Here is an 18,042-nt window from a genome sequence, read left to right on the forward strand (position 1 = left end):
GCGGGGAAGAATCAGTCGTAATTGCGGATGTCGTCGATTTCGGTGGCGCCGAAATCGTCGCGGTCCAGGTAGGCGAGAATGCGCGCGGCCACGCTGGCGGGCGCGGCCAGCTTGCCGCTGGCGTGGAAGTCCCGGAACTTGTCCAGCGCGGGGAAGCTCTCGGGATCGCTGGCGCGGATGGCGGCCTGCATGTCGGTGTCGACAATGCCCGGCGCCAGCGCCACGATGCGCGCGCCATGGGGGCCTTGCTCCTGCTTGACGACGCGCGTGTACATGTCGAGCGCGGCCTTGGTGGCGCAGTACACGCCCCAGCCGGCATTGGGATTGCGCCCGGCGCCGGAGGAGATGTTCAGGATGCGGCGGTCGGCGTCCAGCCCCGACACCGCGGCCAGGAAGCGCGCGGTGAGCAGCATCACGGCCGAGACGTTCAGGTTGAACGCCGCGGCGATGGCCGCGCCGTCGACGAGCTCAGCCCCGCTGGCCACGGGCTGGACCGTGCCCGCGTTGTTGATGAGCAGGTAGCGGCGCGCGTCGCGCGGCAGCGCCGAGGCGATGCGCTCGGCCGCCCGCGAAGCCGCTTGCAGGTCGGAGAGGTCCACGGAGATCTGTTCGAGCTGCGCGCCCTGGGCGCGCGCGTGCTCGGCCAGCGACGGATCGTCGCGGCGCGCCAGCGTGAAGAGGCGCGTGCCCGGCCTGGCCAGGCCGCGCGCCATGGCGGCGCCGATGCCGCGCGAAGCGCCCGTGAGGATGGCAATGGTGTCGGTCATGCTCATGAACCTCTGGTGTGGGTGAGAGGAAAAAGCGCGGAACTCAGACGCCCTGCTTGAGGCTGGCCTGGATGAAGGGGTCCAGGTCGCCGTCCAGCACTTTCTGGGTGTTGGAGATTTCGACGTTGGTGCGCAGGTCCTTGATGCGGCTCTGGTCCAGCACGTAGGAGCGGATCTGGTGACCCCAGCCCACGTCGGTCTTGGAATCTTCCAGCTTCTGCTGCTCGGCCATGCGGTTGCGCATCTCGAGCTCGTAGAGCCGGGATTTCAGCATCTGCATCGCTTCGGCGCGGTTGCGGTGCTGCGAGCGGTCGTTCTGGCACTGCACCACGATGCCCGTGGGCATGTGGGTGATGCGCACGGCGGAGTCGGTCTTGTTGATGTGCTGGCCGCCCGCGCCGCTGGCGCGGTAGGTGTCCACGCGCAGATCGGCCGGGTTGATCTCGATCTCGAAGGAGTCGTCCACCTCGGGGTAGACGAACACGCTGGCAAACGAGGTGTGGCGGCCGCCGGAGGAGTCGAACGGGCTCTTGCGGACCAGGCGGTGCACGCCGGTTTCGGTGCGCAGATAGCCGAAGGCGTAGTCGCCTTCGAGCTTGATGGTGGCCGACTTGATGCCCGCCACTTCGCCCTCGGACTCTTCCAGCACTTCGGCCTTGAAGCCCTTGCGCTCCGCGTACTTCAGATACTGGCGCAGCAGCATCGAGGCCCAGTCCTGGGCTTCCGTGCCGCCCGCGCCGGCCTGGATGTCCAGGAAGCAGTTCAGCGGATCGGCGGGGTTGGAGAACATGCGGCGGAATTCGAGGGCTTCCAGCTTTTGCTGGTAGCCGTCGGCGTCCTGCTCGATGGCGGCGAGCGTGGCATCGTCGCCGTCGGCGGCGGCCAGTTCAAAGAGCTCCAGGGAGTCGGCGACGCCCGTGCCCAGCAGGCGCAGCGTCTCCACCACGTCTTCCAGGGATTTCTTCTCACGGCCCAGGTCCTGGGCGTGCTTGGGGTCGTTCCAGACGGCGGGGTCTTCGAGCTCCGCGTTCACGACCTGCAGGCGTTCGGCTTTGGCATCGTAGTCAAAGATACCTCCGTAGAGCCTGTTCGCGCTCCGCGTAGTCGGCGAGGCGGGCGGCGAGCTGGTTCTGACGTTCGGCTTCCATGATGATCCTGTCCTGAGAGTGTCTTTTGTACGAAACCTGGCATTTTAGCGTGGATGGACTCCTCCCGCGGCGGCCCCCCGCGGGCGGGGACGGAACCCGGCCGGCGGGCGCATGGCAATGGCCGGTTGCGCTGTTCAGTTTTTTGTCAACTTTCCCGCTCTAGCCTACGCAGGCCCGGCATCCCTCCAAGAGAGGGGGACCGACCAGGGCCCGGTGACCCGCCGGCATTATCCCGACAGAGGAATGGAGACACTGATGGAAAACACGATGACCCCTGGGGTCGCGCCGGCGATCCCGGCGTCCGAGGAAGACCGGATCTACCGCAAGGTGGGGTGGCGGCTGGTGCCGCTGCTGGTGGTCTGCTACGTGGTGGCGTACCTGGACCGGGTGAACGTGGGGTTCGCCAAGCTGCAGATGCTCCAGGAGCTGCAATTCAGCGACACGGTCTACGGGCTGGGCGCAGGCATTTTCTTCATCGGGTATTTCATCTTCGAGATTCCCAGCAACATCATCCTGCACAAGGTGGGCGCGCGGGTGTGGATCGCGCGCATCATGATCACCTGGGGCATCATCTCCGCATGCATGATGTTCGTGAGCAGCGAGCACATGTTCTATGTGCTGCGCTTCCTGCTCGGCGCGGCGGAGGCCGGCTTCTTCCCCGGCATCATCCTCTACCTCACGTACTGGTATCCGGCCGCCCGGCGCGGACGCATCACCACCTTCTTCATGACCGCCGTGCCCATGTCCGGCCTGATCGGCGGGCCGATCTCCGGCTGGATCATGAGCACGTTCCACGGCCAGCACGGTCTTTCCGGCTGGCAGTGGCTGTTCCTGCTGGAGGGCATCCCGTCGGTGATCATCGGGGTGGTGGTGCTGCTGTATCTCGACGACCGCATCCAGAAGGCCAAATGGCTCACCGCCTCCGAAAAGGCCGTGCTCATCCGCAACATCGCGGCCGAGGACCAGACCAAGGAAGATCCGCCGCTGCGCGCGGCCCTGACGCGCCCGCGCGTGTGGGCCATGGCGCTCATCTATTTTTCTTTCGTGATGGGCCTGTACGGCGTGGGCTTCTGGATGCCGACGCTCATCAAGAACACCGGCGTGCAGAGCCCGCTGGTGATCGGCCTGCTGACGGCCGTGCCCAACCTGTTCGCCGTCATCGGCATGGTGCTGATCGCCCGCAGTTCCGACCGCAGCCGCGAGCGGCGCTGGCACGTGGCGCTGCCGGCCGTCTGCGGCGCCATCGGCCTGCTGGCCTCGGCGGTCTGGAGCGGCAACACCACCCTGGCCATGCTGGCGCTGACCGTGGCCAACATCGGCATCTGCACCGTGCTGCCGCTTTTCTGGAGCCTGCCCACGGCCCTGCTGAGCGGCACCGCCGCCGCCGCCGGGATCGCCCTCATCAACTCGGTGGGCAACCTGGCGGGGTTCGTCAGCCCCTACCTGGTCGGCTGGCTCAAGGACCTCACGGGCTCCACCAACACGGGCCTGTACCTGCTGTCCGTCTGCCTGGTGGTCGGCGCGCTGGTGGCGCTGGCCCAGCCCGCGCGGCTGGTCAACAAGTGACGCAAGCGCGCGCTGGCGCGCCATGCCAGCGAAGATGAGCCTGCATCGGGCCGCCGGGAGGCGGCCCGATGCGCATGCGCGAGGCGCCCGGGCTCAGCCCGCGTATTCGATGACGAGCTGCGCAGACACCATGCCGTTCCAGACGTTCTGCTCCAGCCGGTAGGCCGCCTGGATCTGCGCGGGCAGCGACTGGTCGTGGCCGAACCAGATGGCGTCGAAGCGCTGGCCGCCGCGCTCCAGCGACAGCTTCAGGTGTTTCTCGCCCACCAGCCGCTGGTTGCGGACGGTGAACTCGTCCAGGAACAGCGGGGCCGCGAAGCCGGCGCCCCAGACCTGCTGCTGCAGCATGCCCGCCACGTCGGCATTGGCGTAGCCGGATTCCAGCGAGCCGTCGGTTTCGAGGACGGGCTCGAACGTGGAGCGTCCGGTCAGTTCGCGCACGGCGTCGTCGAAGGCCGGCACGAAGGCAGCGAAGTCGTCTTTGCCCAGCGTCAGCCCCGCCGCCATGGCGTGGCCGCCGAACTTGCGGATGAGCGCGGGGTGGCGCTTGGAGACGAGGTCCAGCGCGTCGCGCAGATGCACGTCGGGAATGGACCGGCCGGAGCCGCGGATTTCGTCGTCGCCGGCCGGCGCGAAGGCCAGGGTGGGGCGCCAGAACTTTTCTTTCAGGCGCGAGGCCACCAGGCCCACCACGCCCTGGTGCCAGCCGGGATCGAACACGCACACGGTGGCGCCCGCCGCGGCATTGGGCTCTTCCATGGCCGCCAGCGCCTGCTCGCGCATTTCGGCCTCGATGCTGCGGCGTTCGCGGTTGATGTTGTCGAGTTCGCGCGCCATCTCCAGCGCCTGGGCCTCGTCGTCCGTGGCGAGGCAGGCGATGCCCAGGCTCATGTCGGCGAGCCGGCCGGCGGCGTTGATGCGCGGCCCGAGCGCAAAACCCAGGTCGAAGCCGCTGGCGGTGCGGGGCTCGCGTCCCGCCACGGCGAAGAGCGCGCGCAGGCCGGGCTGCAGCCGGCCGCTGCGCATGCGTTGCAGGCCCTGGGTGACCAGCAGGCGGTTGTTGGCGTCGAGCTTGACCACGTCGGCCACGGTGCCCAGGGCCACCAGGTCGGCCAGCGCGTCCAGGCGCGGGCCGCCGTCGGGCGGGAAGACGCCGCGGCGGCGCAGCTCGGCGCGCAACGCCAGCATCATGTAGAAAATCACGCCCACGCCGGCCAGGTTCTTGGACGGAAAGCCGCAGCCCGGCTGGTTGGGGTTCACGATGGCCAGCGCGTCGGGCAGGGTGTCGCCGGGCAGGTGGTGGTCGGTGATGACCACGCCGATGCCGGCCGCATTGGCGGCGGCCACGCCGTCGACGCTGGCGATGCCGTTGTCCACCGTGATGATGATGTCGGGCTTGCCGGCGTGGTGGCGGCAGGCCAGCTCGACCACCGCCGGCGACAGGCCGTAGCCCGTCTCGAAGCGGTTGGGCACCAGGAAATCGACGTGGGCGCCCATGGCGCGCAGCGCGCGCAGCCCGACCGCGCAGGCCGTGGCGCCGTCGCAGTCGTAGTCGGCCACGATGAGCAGGCGCCGGCCGGCCTGCACGGCGTCGGCCAGCACGGCGGCCGCGCGCGCGGCGTGCGTCAGGCCGGCCGGCGGAATCATGGACGGCCAGCCGAGCCGCGTCTGGTCGGGGTGGGTGACGCCGCGCGCGGCCCAGAGCCGCGCGAGCAGGGGATGGATGCCCGCGGCCTGCAGCACGCGGCAGGCGTCCGCATCGGCCGGGCGTATGGTTAGGCGGGGTGTGACCACCAGGCGCTCCAGTTTTTCTTGGGTGAGGGCAGCAGGCCCAGCAGGCCCGCGCGCGGTTTGAGGGCGAGGCTGGCCATGCGGTCTTCGCCCAGCAGCAGCAGTTCGACAGGCTCGGCCGGCGGCCCCTTCGGGCCGGCCAGGGGACGCAGGTGCCGGCGGTCGAGCGCCGCGAGGGCCCGCAGCCAGGCCGCCCAGTCGCCGGCGCGGGCGGGCCCGTCCAGGTCGTCGAGGATTCTGGCCGGCGCGGGCTCGGCCCGCTTCCAGGGCTTGCCGCCGCCATACAGCCACAAACCGTTGACCGGCGGCGCGCCGCGCGCCGCGCGCGCCTCGTTCACCGGGTGTTCGTGCCAGACCATCTGGATCTCATTGAGCAGCCGGCGCCAGGGGCGCATGGCGGCGTCCTGGCTCCACCATGCCTGCAGGCGCTGTCCGGCCACCGCCAGGGGGCTAGCGGTGGCCGGACGGAGGCCGGCCGGCAACCGCAGCCGCCAGCGCGCGGGCGTGAGCGCCTGGGCGGTGAAGCCGGTGCCCTGGAAGAGCGTCTGCGCCGTGGCGAGCAGGGCCTCGCTTTCTTCGGGGCGCAGGTCCATCAGGGCAGGATCGAGCAGGGCGGCCTGGTCGGTGCCCAGGGCCAGATGCACCAGCTCGGCCAGCCATACGGGGTCGTGGCCGGCTGTGTCGTCCGCCAGCAGGGGCCCCAGCCCGGCGCTCTGCAGCAGGCCGGCCTCGGGCCGGTAGCCCAGGCGGCCCAGTTGCCACGACTCGAAGGCGGTGCAGCCGAGCGCGCGGACGTCGTGGGCACGCAGCTCGGCAGGCGCGGATTGCAGCCAGCCGTGCAGCGTGGGTGCGTGTTCCGGAAGCAGCCTGGCCAGCTCGGCTGCGACGGCAAGAGGGGGCAGGGCGCCCGGCATGACGATGTGCATGGCCGGGATTGTAGTGCCTGCCCGCGCAAGGAACTAAGCGGGGAACTAAGCGCCGGGAAGCCTGCCATAGCTTGACACCAACGGTCTTGGAACCGCACCACCCGGCGCGGGCGGTTGCCCGGGTTAATGCAATAATGCGCACGTGCTGAAAATACCCTACGAACTCTGGATCGGCGCCCGCTATGCCGGGCTGGCCCGGATCCGCCAGCGACGCGGCCGCCGCGATCGCTTCATTTCCTTCATCGCCGGCAGTTCCATGGCGGGCATTGCGCTGGGCGTCGCCGCCCTGATCGTGGTGCTGTCGGTCATGAACGGCTTCCAGAAAGAGGTGCGCGACCGCATGCTGTCGGTGCTGCCCCACATCGAGCTGTACATTCCCGGCGCCGCGCCCGAGCGCGTGCTGGACCAGTGGCAGCAGTTCGCGGAGGCGGCCGAGCGCAACGAGCAAGTCCGCGCGGGCGCGCCGTTCGTGGCGGCGCAGGGCATGCTGGTGCGCGGCCAGGCGCTGCGCGGCGTGCAGGTGCGCGGCATCGACCCGGCTACCGAGGGCAAGGTTTCCGACCTGCCGCGGCAGATGGTGCAGGGCCGGCTCGACGACCTGAAGCCCGGCGGCTTCGGCGTGGTGCTGGGCAGCGAGCTGGCCGACGGCATGGGCGTGAAGCCGGGCGACACGCTGCTGATGATGGCGCCGCAGGGCTCGATCAGCCCGGCCGGCTTCGCGCCGCGCATGCGGCAGTTCACGGTGGTGGGCATCTTCTCGTCCGGCCACTACGAATACGACTCTTCGCTGGCTTTCGTGGACGACGAGGACGCGGCGCGCGTGTTCCGCGACAGCGGCACCGCGGGCGTGCGGTTGCGCATCGCCGACATGCAGAAGGCGCCCGAGGTGGCGGCCCAGTTGCAGAAGGTGCTGCCGCCCTACGTCATGGCCAGCGACTGGTCGCGCAACAACCGCACCTGGTTCGCCGCCGTGCAGACCGAAAAGCGCATGATGTTCCTGATCCTGGCGCTCATCGTGGCGGTGGCGGCCTTCAACCTGCTGTCCTCGCTGGTGATGGCCGTGAAAGACAAGCAGTCCGATATCGCCATCCTGCGCACGCTGGGCGCGGGGCCGCGCGAGGTGGCGCGCATCTTCCTGGTGCAGGGCGCGCTCATCGGCGTGATCGGCACCCTGCTGGGCGTGGCGGGCGGCATGCTCATCGCCTACAACGTGGGCGTGATCGTGCCGTTCATCGAGCGGCTGTTCGGCGTGCATTTCCTGCCCCAGCAGATCTACTTCATCAGCGAGCTGCCGTCGGATCCGCGCCTGGCGGACATCGCCACCATCGCGGTGACTTCGCTGGTGCTGTCGCTGCTGGCCACGCTGTATCCGAGCTGGCGCGCTTCCCGCCTGCAACCCGCACAGGTGCTGCGCCATGACTGATTTCTCCACGCCGGCCCTGCAGGCCGAAAACCTGGTCAGGTTCTACGACGAGGGCCCCGCCCGCATCGAGGTGCTGAACGACGTGAGCCTGACGGTCGCGCGAGGCGAAATGGTGGCCATCGTGGGCGCCTCGGGCTCGGGCAAGAGCACGCTGCTGCACATCCTGGGCCTGCTCGACGTGCCCAACAGCGGCTCGGTCCGGGTGGACGGGCAGCTCGCCACCGGGCTGGGCGAGGCGAAGAAAAGCGCCTTGCGCAACCGCAGCCTCGGATTCGTATACCAGTTCCACCACCTGCTGCCCGAATTCTCGGCGCTGGACAACGTTGCCATGCCCCTGATCGTGCGGCGCGAAAACCGCGACCGCGCCCGCCTGGCGGCGCGCGAGGTGCTGGGCATGGTCGGCCTGGCGGCGCGCGAGGGCCATTTCCCGGGCCAGCTCTCGGGCGGCGAGCGGCAGCGGGTGGCGCTGGCGCGCGCGCTGGTGACGCGGCCGGCCTGCGTGCTGGCCGACGAGCCCACCGGCAACCTCGACCGCCATACCGCGCACCAGATGTTCGAACTGCTGACGCAGCTGAACCGCGAGTCGGGCACGGCATTTGCCATCGTCACGCACGATCCCGAGCTGGCGGCGCGCGCGGGGCGGCAGTTGCTCATGGAAAACGGCCGGCTGGTCTCGGGCGGATAACCGTCCTGCCGGGCGCGGCCCGAGCCGCGGCCGCGCGGAGGAAACGCCATGCTCATCGACACCCATTGCCACCTGGACGCCGCCGAGTTCGACGCGGACCGCCAGGAGGTGGCCGCCCACGCCTTCAGCCAGGGCGTGCGCGGCATCGTCATTCCCGCCGTGGAGCGGGCGAACTTCGCCATCGTGCGCGAACTGGCCGCCCGCGTGCGGGGCGGCGCCTACGCGCTGGGCATTCACCCCCTGTACGTGGCGCGCGCCGCCGATGCCGACCTGGACGCCCTGCGCGCGGAGGTCGAAGCCGCGCTGGGCGATCCGCGCTTCGTGGCCATCGGCGAGATCGGGCTGGATTTCTTCGTGCCCGGGATCGCCTCGGGCCCGCCGCGCGAGCGCCAGGAGCGCTTCTACGCGGCGCAGCTCGCCATGGCGCGCGAATACGGCCTGCCCGTGCTGCTGCACGTGCGCAAGTCGCAAGACGTCCTGCTCAAGCATCTGCGCCGGCACGGCCGCATCGGCGGCATCGCACACGCGTTCAACGGCAGCGCGCAGCAGGCCGCGGCATTCACCGGCCTGGGTTTTGCGCTGGGCATGGGCGGGGCCATGACATACGCCCGCGCCCTGCAGATCCGCCGGCACGCCAGCGATACGGCGCTGGAACACCTGGTGCTGGAAACCGACGCGCCCGACATTCCTCCGGCGTGGCTGCACCCGCCCCATCGCCGCAACCGGCCTGGCGAGCTGCCCGGCATCGCCCGGGAACTCGCGGCGTTGCGCGGCATGACGCCCGAGGCGGTGGCGCGGGCCACGACCGCCAATGCCTTGCGCGTGCTGCCCAGGCTGGCGGCCGCGCTGGCCGCGGCTCAGGACTGAGCCGCGCCGGGCGCGATCGGCAGTTCGATGGAGACGGCCAGCCCATGCGGCGCGGCATTGCGCGCATGGATGCGGCCCCGGTGCGCGGCAACGGCGGCCTGGGCGATGCTCAGCCCCAGGCCCGTGCCCGTGCCGGGCTTGGCCGAGGCCGAGCGATAGAAGGGCTCGAACAGCGCCGGCAGCTCGCTTTCGGGCACGCCCGGCCCTTCGTCGCGGATTTCCAGGCAGGCCAGTCCGCCGGCGGGCCGCAGGCGGACGTGCACGGTACCCTCGTCGGGGTTGTAGCGCACGGCGTTGCGCAGCACATTCTCGATAGCGCTGGACAGGCTGCACGCGTCGGCCCGCACCGGCAGCGGCCCGGGCGCGTCGCAGTCCACCCGGACGCCGCGGCCCGCGGCTTCGTAGCGCGCGTCCTGCGCCACGGCGGCCACGATGCCGGCCAGGTCGCGCACTTCGGCGGGAGCGGGCAGGGCGCCCATCCGCGCCAGCCTCAGGGTGTTGCCGACCAGCGCGTCCAGCCGTTCGCACTCGCGTTCGATGCGGTCGAGCTGCACGGCCTGCCGCTCGTCCTTGTTGCGCGCCAGTTCCAGCGCCAGCTGCAGGCGCGCCAGAGGCGAGCGCAGCTCATGGGCAATGCTGTGCAGCAACTGCTCGCGCATGCCGACCAGGGCGTTGAGCCGTTCGGCCATGGCGTTGAAATCGCGCGCCAGCAGGCCGATCTCGTCATGGCGGGCCGCGACCTTGGCGGGCGTGCGCGCCGCCAGGTTGCCGGCCGAGAGCGCCTGCGTGGTCTGGCGCAGCAGCGCTACCGGCCCCGCGACGTGGCGGGTGAGCGCCCAGCACAGGGGCGCGGTGACGGCCAGGGCGAACAGCAGCAGCGCCAGCGCCACCGGCGTCAGCGACAGCAGCTCCCAGTGCGAGGAGTCGAACGGAAGGAACAGCAGCAGGCGCTGCGTGCCGTCGGGCAGCGCCAGCAGGTGCGGATCCCACCAGGACACGCGTTCCGGAATGCGGTCGGCGCGCGCATATTCGGTTTCCCGGAGGCGGTCGGGCGAGGCGCGGTACGCGGCCAGCCAGTCGCGCATGCGCGCCGGCAGCCGGCGGCCGAGGATGTCGGCGTCCCGGTCGTCAAGCAGATAGATCTTGAGCGCGGAGTAGTGCGCGTCCATGGCGTCGACCCAGCGCCTGAGGCCGGGCTCGCCTTCGGTCACGGCCACCTGCGCGGCGTCGCGCGTGAGGCTGGCCGGGCTGAGGCCGTCCAGGGAATTGAAGCGCAGCCACGCCACGGCGGCGGTCAGCACCATGCCGCACACCAGGATGGCGGCCATCGCGCCCCAGAACGTCAGGAAGGCCCGCCAGAAGAGGGAGCGGGTGGGCAGCCAGGTCATGCCCGGCCCGCCGCCAGCACGTATCCCAGCCCGCGCAGGTTGCGGATCGCCAGGCCCTCGGGCGCGCCGTCCATGCGCAGCTTGCGCCGCAGGCTGCTGATGTGCGTGTCGATGCTGCGGTCGTAGCGGTCGGGCACGCGACCCAGGGCATACAGGCTGATCTGGTCCCTCGCCACGACCTGGCCCGGGGTGCGCATCAGGATCTCCAGGACCCGCTGTTCGGCGCCCGTGAGCGCGATGTCTTCCTCGCCGAGGCGGGCCACGCCGCTGGCCGGGTCCAGGCGCAGCGGCCCCACGCGCAGGTGCGGGCCGCAAGGCTCGGGCGCGCTTTCGAACCGCCGCATCACGGCCGTGATGCGCGCCTTGAGTTCGCGCGGACTGAAAGGCTTGGCCAGATAGTCGTCGGCGCCGAATTCCAGCCCCAGTACGCGGTCGGCCTCGCCGCCATGCGCCGTGAACATGATGACCGGCCGGCGCGAGTGCCGGCGGTACTGGCGCAGCAGGTCCAGCCCGCTGCCGTCCGGCAGCATCAGATCGAGCAGGATCAGGTCGAGATCGCCGCGGGCCAGCAGGGGCCGCGCTTCGGCGCAGCTGTGCGCGAGGGCGAGGCGGCACAGCCCGGGCTCCAGATACTCGCACAGCATCTGCGCCAGCTCGACGTCATCGTCGATGAGCAGGATGCTGCGGGAGATTGCGGAGGGATGAGTGAAAGCCATAGGGGTTCTGCAACCGGCAGTTTGGCCGATGGCGCGGCGCCGGTGTGTCAAGAAGTGCAAAGAAAATAAAAGTTGCCGAAAGCCCGTTGCCGGCCCGGGATGCATCCGATTTTAATATGAGAATAGTTTTCATTCATAACCAAGAAAGATCGCCCGGTGAGTGCGCGCGGGGCGCGCGAACCGGGTGGCGACGGGAGAAGTCACTCGATGAGCAGGAAATATCTGGCCACGGCGAGACGTGGCCCGGGCGCGCGCACGCGCCTGGCGGCCGCATTGTGCGCGGCCGGCTTCGGTGCGGCCGGCTTCGGCGCGTCGGCCTGGGCGCAGGCCGAGGGGCGCGCCACCACGCTGGACACCGTGGTGGTGACGGCCTCGGGCTTCGAGCAGCAGATCCAGGACGCTCCGGCGTCGATCAGCGTGATTACACGCGAAGACCTGGAAAACAAGTTCTACCGCGACGTCAACGACGCGCTGCTGGAAGTGCCCGGCGTGGTCATCACCGGCGGCGGCGACCGCCAGGATATCAGCCTGCGCGGTATGGGCCCCAAATACACGCTGATCCTCATCGACGGCAAGCGCCAGAACTCGCGCGAAACCCGCACCAACTCGGATTCCTCCGGCGTGGAAGGCGGCTGGACGCCGCCGCTGTCGGCCATCGAGCGCATCGAGGTGGTGCGCGGCCCCATGTCGTCGCTGTATGGCTCGGACGCCATGGGCGGGGTGATCAACATCATCACGCGCAAGGTGCCGCAGGAGTGGGGCGGCGAGATCCGCATGGACACCACCATCCAGGAAAGCAGCAAGTCCGGCGACATCTACCAGGGCAATTTCTACCTGGCCGGCCCCATCAAGAACGACCTGCTGGGCCTGCAGATCTATGGCCAGGCCACGCAGCGCGACGAGGATGACATCTACAACGGCTTCTCCAAACGCAACGCCAACAGCGTGACCGCCAAGCTGGCTCTCACGCCCAACCGCGATCACGACATCGTGCTGGAAGGCACGTCCATGCGCCAGAAGCGCCAGGAGACGCTGGGCAAGACGGTCGAGCCGCTGGCGCCCGGCGTCGCGTGCCCGCGCACCGGCTGCCCGGCCTCGTCCGAGAACGACTACCGCAGCAACAAATGGGCCCTCTCGCACACGGGGCGCTGGGGCTGGGCGGTGTCCGACAGCTATGTTCAGCAGGAAGAGTTCGACAATCGCAGCCGCGAAATGAAGATCAAGAACCTCGACCTGCAGACGAGCTGGTCCGTGCCGCTGGGTTCGCACATGCTCAACGTGGGCGCGAGCTATCTCAACCAGCGCCTGACCGACCTCACCGGCAACCAGATCCAGGGCGGCCCCAGCAAGGTGGAGCGCTACCAGTGGGCCGTGTTCGCCGAGGACGAATGGCGCCTGACGGACAGCTTCGCGCTGACCGGCGGCCTGCGCATGGACAAGGACGAGAATTTCGGCGACCACTTCAGCCCGCGTCTGTACGGCGTGTGGCACATGACCGAGCGCTGGACCCTCAAGGGCGGCGTATCCACCGGCTTTCGCGCGCCCGACCTGCGCCAGACGGTGGCGGGCTGGGGCCAGGTCAGCCGCGGCGGCAACATGTACGGCAACCCGGACCTGACGCCCGAGAAGTCGGTCACCGAGGAAATCGGCGTGCTGTACGATGACGGCGAGGGCTTCAACGCCGGCCTCACGCTGTTCAATAACGACTTCAAGGACAAGATCACCCGCGTGGCGTGCCCGCTGACGCAGTGCACGGACGGCCCCAACCAGTTCGGCGCCAACCCCACCACGTACATGAACGTGGACAAGGCGGTGTCGCGCGGGGTGGAAGCCAGCATGAAGCTGCCGCTGGCGCGGGACTGGTCGCTCACGAGCAGCTACACCTACACCAAGTCCGAGCAGAAATCCGGCGAATACAAGGGCCAGCCGCTGAACCAGTTGCCCAAGCATCTGTTTACCGCCACGCTGGACTGGCAGGCGTCGGACGCGCTCAGGGCCTGGGCCCGCGTGAATTTCCGCGGCAAGGAAAGCCAGCCCATCACCGGGCCGTCGTCCTCGTCCGTGGTGGCGCCGTCCTACACCTTCCTGGACCTGGGCGGCTCCTACGCGCTGAACAAGCGGGTATCGCTCTACGCCGGCATCTACAACCTGCTGGACAAGGAAGTGAACTACGACGACTACGGCTACGTCGAGGACGGCCGGCGCTACTGGCTGGGCGTGGGCGTGAAGTTCTGATGAAACCCGGGCGCAAGCCCATCCGATCAAGAGGTGCGAATGACGACGCAAGTACGGACCGGGCAGGTCCGCCGCTGGCTGGCCCGGGCGGGCGCGGCCCTGGTCCTGGGAAGCTTGGGCGCGGCGGCGGCCGCGCAGCAGACGGTGCTGGTCAGGCATGCGCGCGGCGAGACCGGCGTGCCTTACCAGCCCGCCAAGACGGTGGTCATGGATCTGGCCGTGCTCGACACCCTGCACGCGCTGGGCGTGGAGCCCACCGGCGTGCCCACCGCGGCCAAGCTGCCGCCCCAGCTCGCCCGGTACGCGGATGCGCGCTACCTGAAGGTGGGCAGCATGTTCGAGCCCAACTACGAGGTCATCCACGCGGCCGCGCCGCAGGTGATCTTCGTAGCGGGCCGCTCGGCGCCCAAGTATGACGAGTTGTCGCGGCTTGCGCCCACCGTGGACCTGACGGTGAATCCCAAGGACCTGGTGGGCAGCCTGAAGCGCAATGCGGCGATACTGGGCGACATCTACGGCCGGCAGGACGAGGCGCAGCGCAAGCTGGCGGCGCTGGACGCGTCCATCTCGGCGCTGCGCGGGCGGGCGGCCGGGGCGGGCGCCGCGCTGATCGTGCTCACCACCGGCGGCAAGATGAGCGCCTACGGCCCGGGTTCGCGCTTTGGCGTGATCCACGATGCCTTCGGCTTCCAGCCGGCGGCGTCCGGACTGCAGACTTCCAACCACGGCCAGGCGGTGTCGTTCGAATTCATCGCCGAGACGGATCCCGACTGGCTGCTGGTCATCGACCGCGACTCCGCCATCGGCCGCGAGGGCGCCTCCGCGCAGCGCATGCTGGACAACGAGCTGGTGCGCCAGACCAAGGCCTGGAAGAACAAGCGCGTGGTCTACCTGGACGGCTTCAACTGGTATCTGCTGGGCAGCGCCGGCCTGGCGGCCATGCAGAGCAACGTGGACGACCTCGCGCGCGCGCTGGAGCAGGGCAAGTAGGGCGTGGGCACACGATGGTTCCGGCAGGGGGGCGGCCTGGCCGCCCTCGTGGTCTTGCTGCTCGCGATGTGCGCGGCCAGCGTGAGCCTGGGCGCGGGCACGCTGTCCTGGTCGGACCTCGCGGGCGGGGGCGGGCAGGGCGAGCGCGCCTGGCGCCTGCTGATGGTGTCGCGGGTGCCGCGCACCCTGGCGCTGCTGCTGGCGGGCATGTCGCTGGCGGTGGCGGGCCTCATCATGCAGATGCTGGTGCGCAATCGCTACGTGGAGCCCAGCACCGCCGGAACCATCGAGGCGGCCACGCTGGGCATTCTGGTGGTGACGCTGCTCGCGCCGGACACCTCCATGATCGGCAAGATGGCCGTGGCCACCGGTTTCGCGCTGGCGGGCACGCTGGTCTTCCTGGCGCTGCTGCGGCGGGTGCCGCTGCGCACGCCGTTCATCGTGCCGCTCATCGGCCTCATCCTGGGCGGCGTGATCCATGCCGCCACGACCTTCCTGGCGGTGCGCTACGACCTGATGCAATCGCTGCACGCCTGGACCACGGGCGATTTCTCGGGCGTGCTGCGCGGACGGTACGAACTGCTATGGATCGGTTTCGCGCTGGCCGGCGCGGCTTATCTCGCCGCCGACCGCTACACCGTGGCCGGCATGGGCCGCGAGTTCGCCGCCAACCTGGGGCTGAACCACGCCCGGCTCACGCTGGCCGGGCTGCTCATCGTGTCCGCCATCTCGGCGGTGGTGGTGGTGACGGCCGGAGCGATTCCCTTCCTGGGCCTCATCGTGCCCAACGCGGTGAGCCTGGTCATGGGAGACAACATGCGCCGTTCCATTCCGTGGGTGGCGGCGCTGGGCGGCATGTTCGTGCTGGGCTGCGACATCCTGGGCCGTCTCGTCATCCACCCTTACGAAGTGCCGATCGGCACGGTGGTCGGGGTGCTGGGCAGCGTGCTGTTCCTGTGCCTGTTGCGCATCCGGAGGAACCGTGGCGGCTGATTCGCGCCCCTTTTCTCCGCAGGCGGCGCGTCTGGCGCTGCTGGCCGCGGCGGCGCTGGGCTGCATCGCGGCGTTCATGACGCTGGGCGCGAACGGCCAGTGGGATTTCGTGCTGCCGTTTCGCGGCGCCAAGCTGGCGGCCATGTTGCTGGTGGCCTATGCCGTGGCGGTGTCGTCGGTGCTGTTCCAGACCATTACCCACAACCGCATCCTCACGCCGGCCATCATGGGTTTCGATGCGCTGTACCTGCTCATCCAGGCCGTGGTGGTCTATGCGTTCGGGCAGGCGGCGGCCACGGCCTCGCATCCGGTGGCGGCATTCGCGCTGGAGGTCGGGGCCATGACGCTGTTCGCCTGCGTGCTGTTCCGCTGGCTTTTCGGCGACGCGGCGCGCAGCCTGCACCTGATGATGCTGGTGGGCATCATCTTCGGCCTGCTGTTTCGCAGCCTGTCCAGTTTCATGGTGCGTCTGATCGATCCGAACGAATTCCTGGTGCTGCAGGACCGCATGTTCGCCAGTTTCAATTCGGTGCGCACCGGCCTGCTGCCCGCGGCCCTGGCCGCCGTGCTGGCCGCCACGCTGCTGCTGGCCCGCATGCGCCGCTGCTACGACGTGCTGGCGCTCGGGCGCGACACCGCCGTGAACCTGGGCGTGAACTACCGGCGCAGCCTGCTGCTGACGCTGGCGGCCGTGGCGGTGCTGGTTTCGGTGTCCACGGCGCTGGTCGGGCCGGTGACGTTCTTCGGCCTGCTGGCGAGCAACCTGGCGTACCGGGTCATGGGGTCCGACCGGCACCGCCACACCGTGCCGGCCGCCGTCTTGCTGGGCGTCATTTTTCTGGTGGGCGGCCAGGCGCTGCTGGAGCGCGTGCTGTCTCTCAATACCACCGTCAGCGTGGTGATCGAATTCGTGGGGGGGCTGTTGTTCCTGGTATTGATTTTGCGCAGGGGGCGCGGATGATCGAAGTCCGGCAGGCAAGCAAGCGCTACGGCGACGCGGTGGTGGTGGACAATGTGACGCTGGCCCTGCCGGCGGGCGGCGTGACCGCGCTCATCGGTCCCAACGGCGCGGGCAAATCCACGCTGTTGTCCATGATCAGCCGGCTGCTGGCGCCCACCGCGGGGCAGGTGCTGGTGGATGGGCTGGACGTGAACGCCTGCGACAGCCGCGAGCTGGCGCGGCGCCTGGCCATCCTGCGGCAGGACAACCACCTGCCGCTGCGCCTCACCGTGCGGGACCTGGTCGCCTTCGGGCGCTTTCCGCACACGGGCGGGCGGCCCACGCTCGATGACAAGGCGCACATCGACCGCGCCATCGGCTATATGGAACTGGAGCCGCTGGCGGGCCGCTACCTGGACGAGATGTCCGGCGGACAGCGCCAGCGCGCCTTCGTGGCCATGGTGCTGTGCCAGGACACGCGCTACGTGCTGCTGGACGAGCCGCTCAATAATCTGGACATGCGCCATGCCGTGGCCATGATGCGCACGCTGCGCCGGGCGGCCGACGAGCTGGGCAAGACGGTGGTGGTGGTGCTGCACGACATCAATTTCGCGTCCGCCTATGCCGACCGCATCGTGGCGCTGCGAGACGGGCGCATCGCCTGCCAGGGAACGCCGGGCGAGATCATACGGACGGACGTGTTGAGCCCGCTCTACGGATTGGACATCGCCGTGCACGACATCGGCGGGCGGCGCATCTGCGTGTATTACCGTTGAAGCGGGGTCTTCAGCGCAACGGCGATTCGGCTTCCAGCGCCTGCGCATCGAGCGCGGCCAGCTCGTCCAGGAAGCGCCAGGCGAACGAGCCCGGCCCTTGCGCGTCGCGGCCCGCCCGCGCGCCCGCCACGGCGAAGCAGGCCAGCGCCGCCAGCGTCGCGGCATAGGGATCGTCCGGCGCAACCGCCGCGAAGCCGCCCACCACCGCCGACAGCGCGCAGCCCGTGGCGGTGACGCGCGGCATCCAGGCCGACCCCCCCGCCACCCGTGCGCTGCGCGCGCCATCCGTGACGAAATCCACCTCGCCTGTAACCGCCACCACCGCCCCGTGCGCGAGGGCCAGGGACAGGGCGGCGCTTTCCGCCTGCGCCACCGCGTCGCGCGCGTCCACGCCTTTGCTTGCGCTCTGGCCGCCCGCCAGCGCGATGATCTCCGAGGCATTGCCGCGGATGATGGCCGGGCGCCGCGCCAGCAGCGCGCCTGCCGCCGAGCGGCGGAAGGCGGTTGCCTGGTGCGCGACCGGATCCAGCACCCAGGGCGTACCGGCGCGCGCCGCCGCCTCCGCCGTCGCCAGCATGCTCTGCAGCCAGGGCGAGGAGAGGGTGCCGATATTGATGACGACGGCCCGTGCGATGCGGGCGAACTCGGGCGCCTCTTCCTGCGCATGCACCATGGCGGGCGACGCGCCGATGGCCAGCAGCGCGTTGGCCGCATAGTTCATGGAGACGAAGTTGGTCAGGCACTGCACGAGCGGGACTTCGCGGCGCAAGGCGAGCAGGAGCGCGCCGCAGCCTCGGGGCTGGGCGGAAAGCGTATCGGAGGGGAGGGGCA

Annotated in this window: 16 protein-coding genes; 9 read left to right on the top strand and 7 right to left on the bottom strand. The window is 69.8% G+C overall.

Features of this window, described 5'->3' with window-relative positions; all coding sequences use genetic code 11:
• Positions 1-11: 11 nt before the first annotated feature.
• Entirely contained in the window at positions 12-767 is a 756-nt protein-coding gene (locus tag NGJ44_RS06305) for an SDR family oxidoreductase (protein ID WP_053245764.1), read from the bottom strand.
• Positions 768-810: 43 nt separating this feature from the next.
• Positions 811-1,915 (bottom strand): peptide chain release factor 2 gene (prfB, locus tag NGJ44_RS06310; RefSeq protein WP_152968112.1). Its coding sequence is split into 2 segments (ribosomal slippage): positions 811-1,833 and positions 1,835-1,915, totalling 1,104 coding nucleotides; the frame shifts between segments, so codons are not numbered across the junction.
• A 255-nt stretch (positions 1,916-2,170) separates the two neighbouring features.
• Between prfB and NGJ44_RS06315 the strand changes: the two genes are divergently transcribed.
• Positions 2,171-3,481, top strand: coding sequence for an MFS transporter (locus tag NGJ44_RS06315; protein WP_251863424.1), 1,311 nt, complete (start codon positions 2,171-2,173; stop codon positions 3,479-3,481).
• A gap of 93 nt (positions 3,482-3,574) precedes the next feature.
• On the opposite strand, the gene recJ is transcribed toward NGJ44_RS06315, so the two are convergent.
• Both recJ and NGJ44_RS06325 read right to left on the bottom strand, forming a co-directional pair.
• Positions 3,575-5,275: a single-stranded-DNA-specific exonuclease RecJ gene (gene recJ / locus NGJ44_RS06320; protein WP_251863425.1), complete on the bottom strand. Its 1,701-nt coding sequence runs from the start codon at positions 5,273-5,275 to the stop codon at positions 3,575-3,577.
• Positions 5,257-6,198, bottom strand: a complete 942-nt coding sequence (locus tag NGJ44_RS06325; protein WP_251863426.1) for a hypothetical protein — start codon at positions 6,196-6,198, stop codon at positions 5,257-5,259. Before NGJ44_RS06325 ends, recJ begins: the two co-directional genes overlap by 19 nt.
• A gap of 190 nt (positions 6,199-6,388) precedes the next feature.
• Here NGJ44_RS06325 and NGJ44_RS06330 point away from each other — a divergent pair, with 190 nt between their 5' ends.
• Genes NGJ44_RS06330 through NGJ44_RS06340 form a run of 3 tightly spaced genes read left to right on the top strand, consistent with a single transcriptional unit; the run spans position 6,389 to position 9,173 of the window.
• Positions 6,389-7,621, top strand: a complete 1,233-nt coding sequence (locus NGJ44_RS06330) for a lipoprotein-releasing ABC transporter permease subunit (RefSeq protein ID WP_235491110.1) — start codon at positions 6,389-6,391, stop codon at positions 7,619-7,621.
• Entirely contained in the window at positions 7,614-8,306 is a 693-nt protein-coding gene (locus NGJ44_RS06335) for an ABC transporter ATP-binding protein (RefSeq protein WP_251863427.1), read from the top strand. The genes NGJ44_RS06330 and NGJ44_RS06335 overlap by 8 nt, the downstream gene beginning before the upstream one ends.
• Before the next feature lie 48 nt (positions 8,307-8,354).
• The gene (locus NGJ44_RS06340; protein WP_251863428.1) at positions 8,355-9,173 is read left to right on the top strand and encodes a TatD family hydrolase; all 819 of its coding nucleotides are present in this window, start codon (positions 8,355-8,357) and stop codon (positions 9,171-9,173) included.
• On the opposite strand, the gene NGJ44_RS06345 is transcribed toward NGJ44_RS06340, so the two are convergent.
• Positions 9,164-10,561, bottom strand: coding sequence for a sensor histidine kinase (locus NGJ44_RS06345; RefSeq protein WP_251863429.1), 1,398 nt, complete (start codon positions 10,559-10,561; stop codon positions 9,164-9,166). The genes NGJ44_RS06340 and NGJ44_RS06345 overlap by 10 nt on opposite strands.
• Positions 10,558-11,277, bottom strand: coding sequence for a response regulator transcription factor (locus NGJ44_RS06350; RefSeq protein WP_053246406.1), 720 nt, complete (start codon positions 11,275-11,277; stop codon positions 10,558-10,560). Before NGJ44_RS06350 ends, NGJ44_RS06345 begins: the two co-directional genes overlap by 4 nt.
• Positions 11,278-11,484: 207 nt before the next feature.
• Between NGJ44_RS06350 and NGJ44_RS06355 the strand changes: the two genes are divergently transcribed.
• From NGJ44_RS06355 to NGJ44_RS06375, 5 genes are all read left to right on the top strand, one after another.
• Positions 11,485-13,512: a ligand-gated channel protein gene (locus NGJ44_RS06355; protein WP_251863430.1), complete on the top strand. Its 2,028-nt coding sequence runs from the start codon at positions 11,485-11,487 to the stop codon at positions 13,510-13,512.
• A 39-nt stretch (positions 13,513-13,551) separates the two neighbouring features.
• Positions 13,552-14,502 (top strand): siderophore ABC transporter substrate-binding protein, encoded by a 951-nt coding sequence (locus NGJ44_RS06360; RefSeq protein WP_251863431.1) that lies wholly within the window; start codon positions 13,552-13,554, stop codon positions 14,500-14,502.
• Between the two features lie 66 nt (positions 14,503-14,568).
• Complete coding sequence (locus NGJ44_RS06365) at positions 14,569-15,495, top strand: ABC transporter permease (RefSeq protein WP_251863448.1); 927 nt, start codon at positions 14,569-14,571, stop codon at positions 15,493-15,495.
• Complete coding sequence (locus tag NGJ44_RS06370) at positions 15,485-16,456, top strand: iron chelate uptake ABC transporter family permease subunit (RefSeq protein ID WP_502802112.1); 972 nt, start codon at positions 15,485-15,487, stop codon at positions 16,454-16,456. The genes NGJ44_RS06365 and NGJ44_RS06370 overlap by 11 nt, the downstream gene beginning before the upstream one ends.
• On the top strand, positions 16,453-17,211 hold the full coding sequence (locus tag NGJ44_RS06375; protein WP_053245148.1) for an iron ABC transporter ATP-binding protein: 759 nt from the start codon (positions 16,453-16,455) through the stop codon (positions 17,209-17,211). The genes NGJ44_RS06370 and NGJ44_RS06375 overlap by 4 nt, the downstream gene beginning before the upstream one ends.
• Before the next feature lie 10 nt (positions 17,212-17,221).
• Here the strand turns inward: NGJ44_RS06375 and thiM are convergent.
• Positions 17,222-18,042: hydroxyethylthiazole kinase (gene thiM, locus NGJ44_RS06380; protein WP_502802113.1), on the bottom strand; the 821-nt coding region annotated here is incomplete at its 5' end.

Origin of the sequence: Achromobacter sp. Marseille-Q4962 (assembly GCF_943737005.1) — a bacterium.
In the GTDB taxonomy this organism is placed as follows: Bacteria; Pseudomonadota; Gammaproteobacteria; order Burkholderiales; family Burkholderiaceae_B; genus Achromobacter.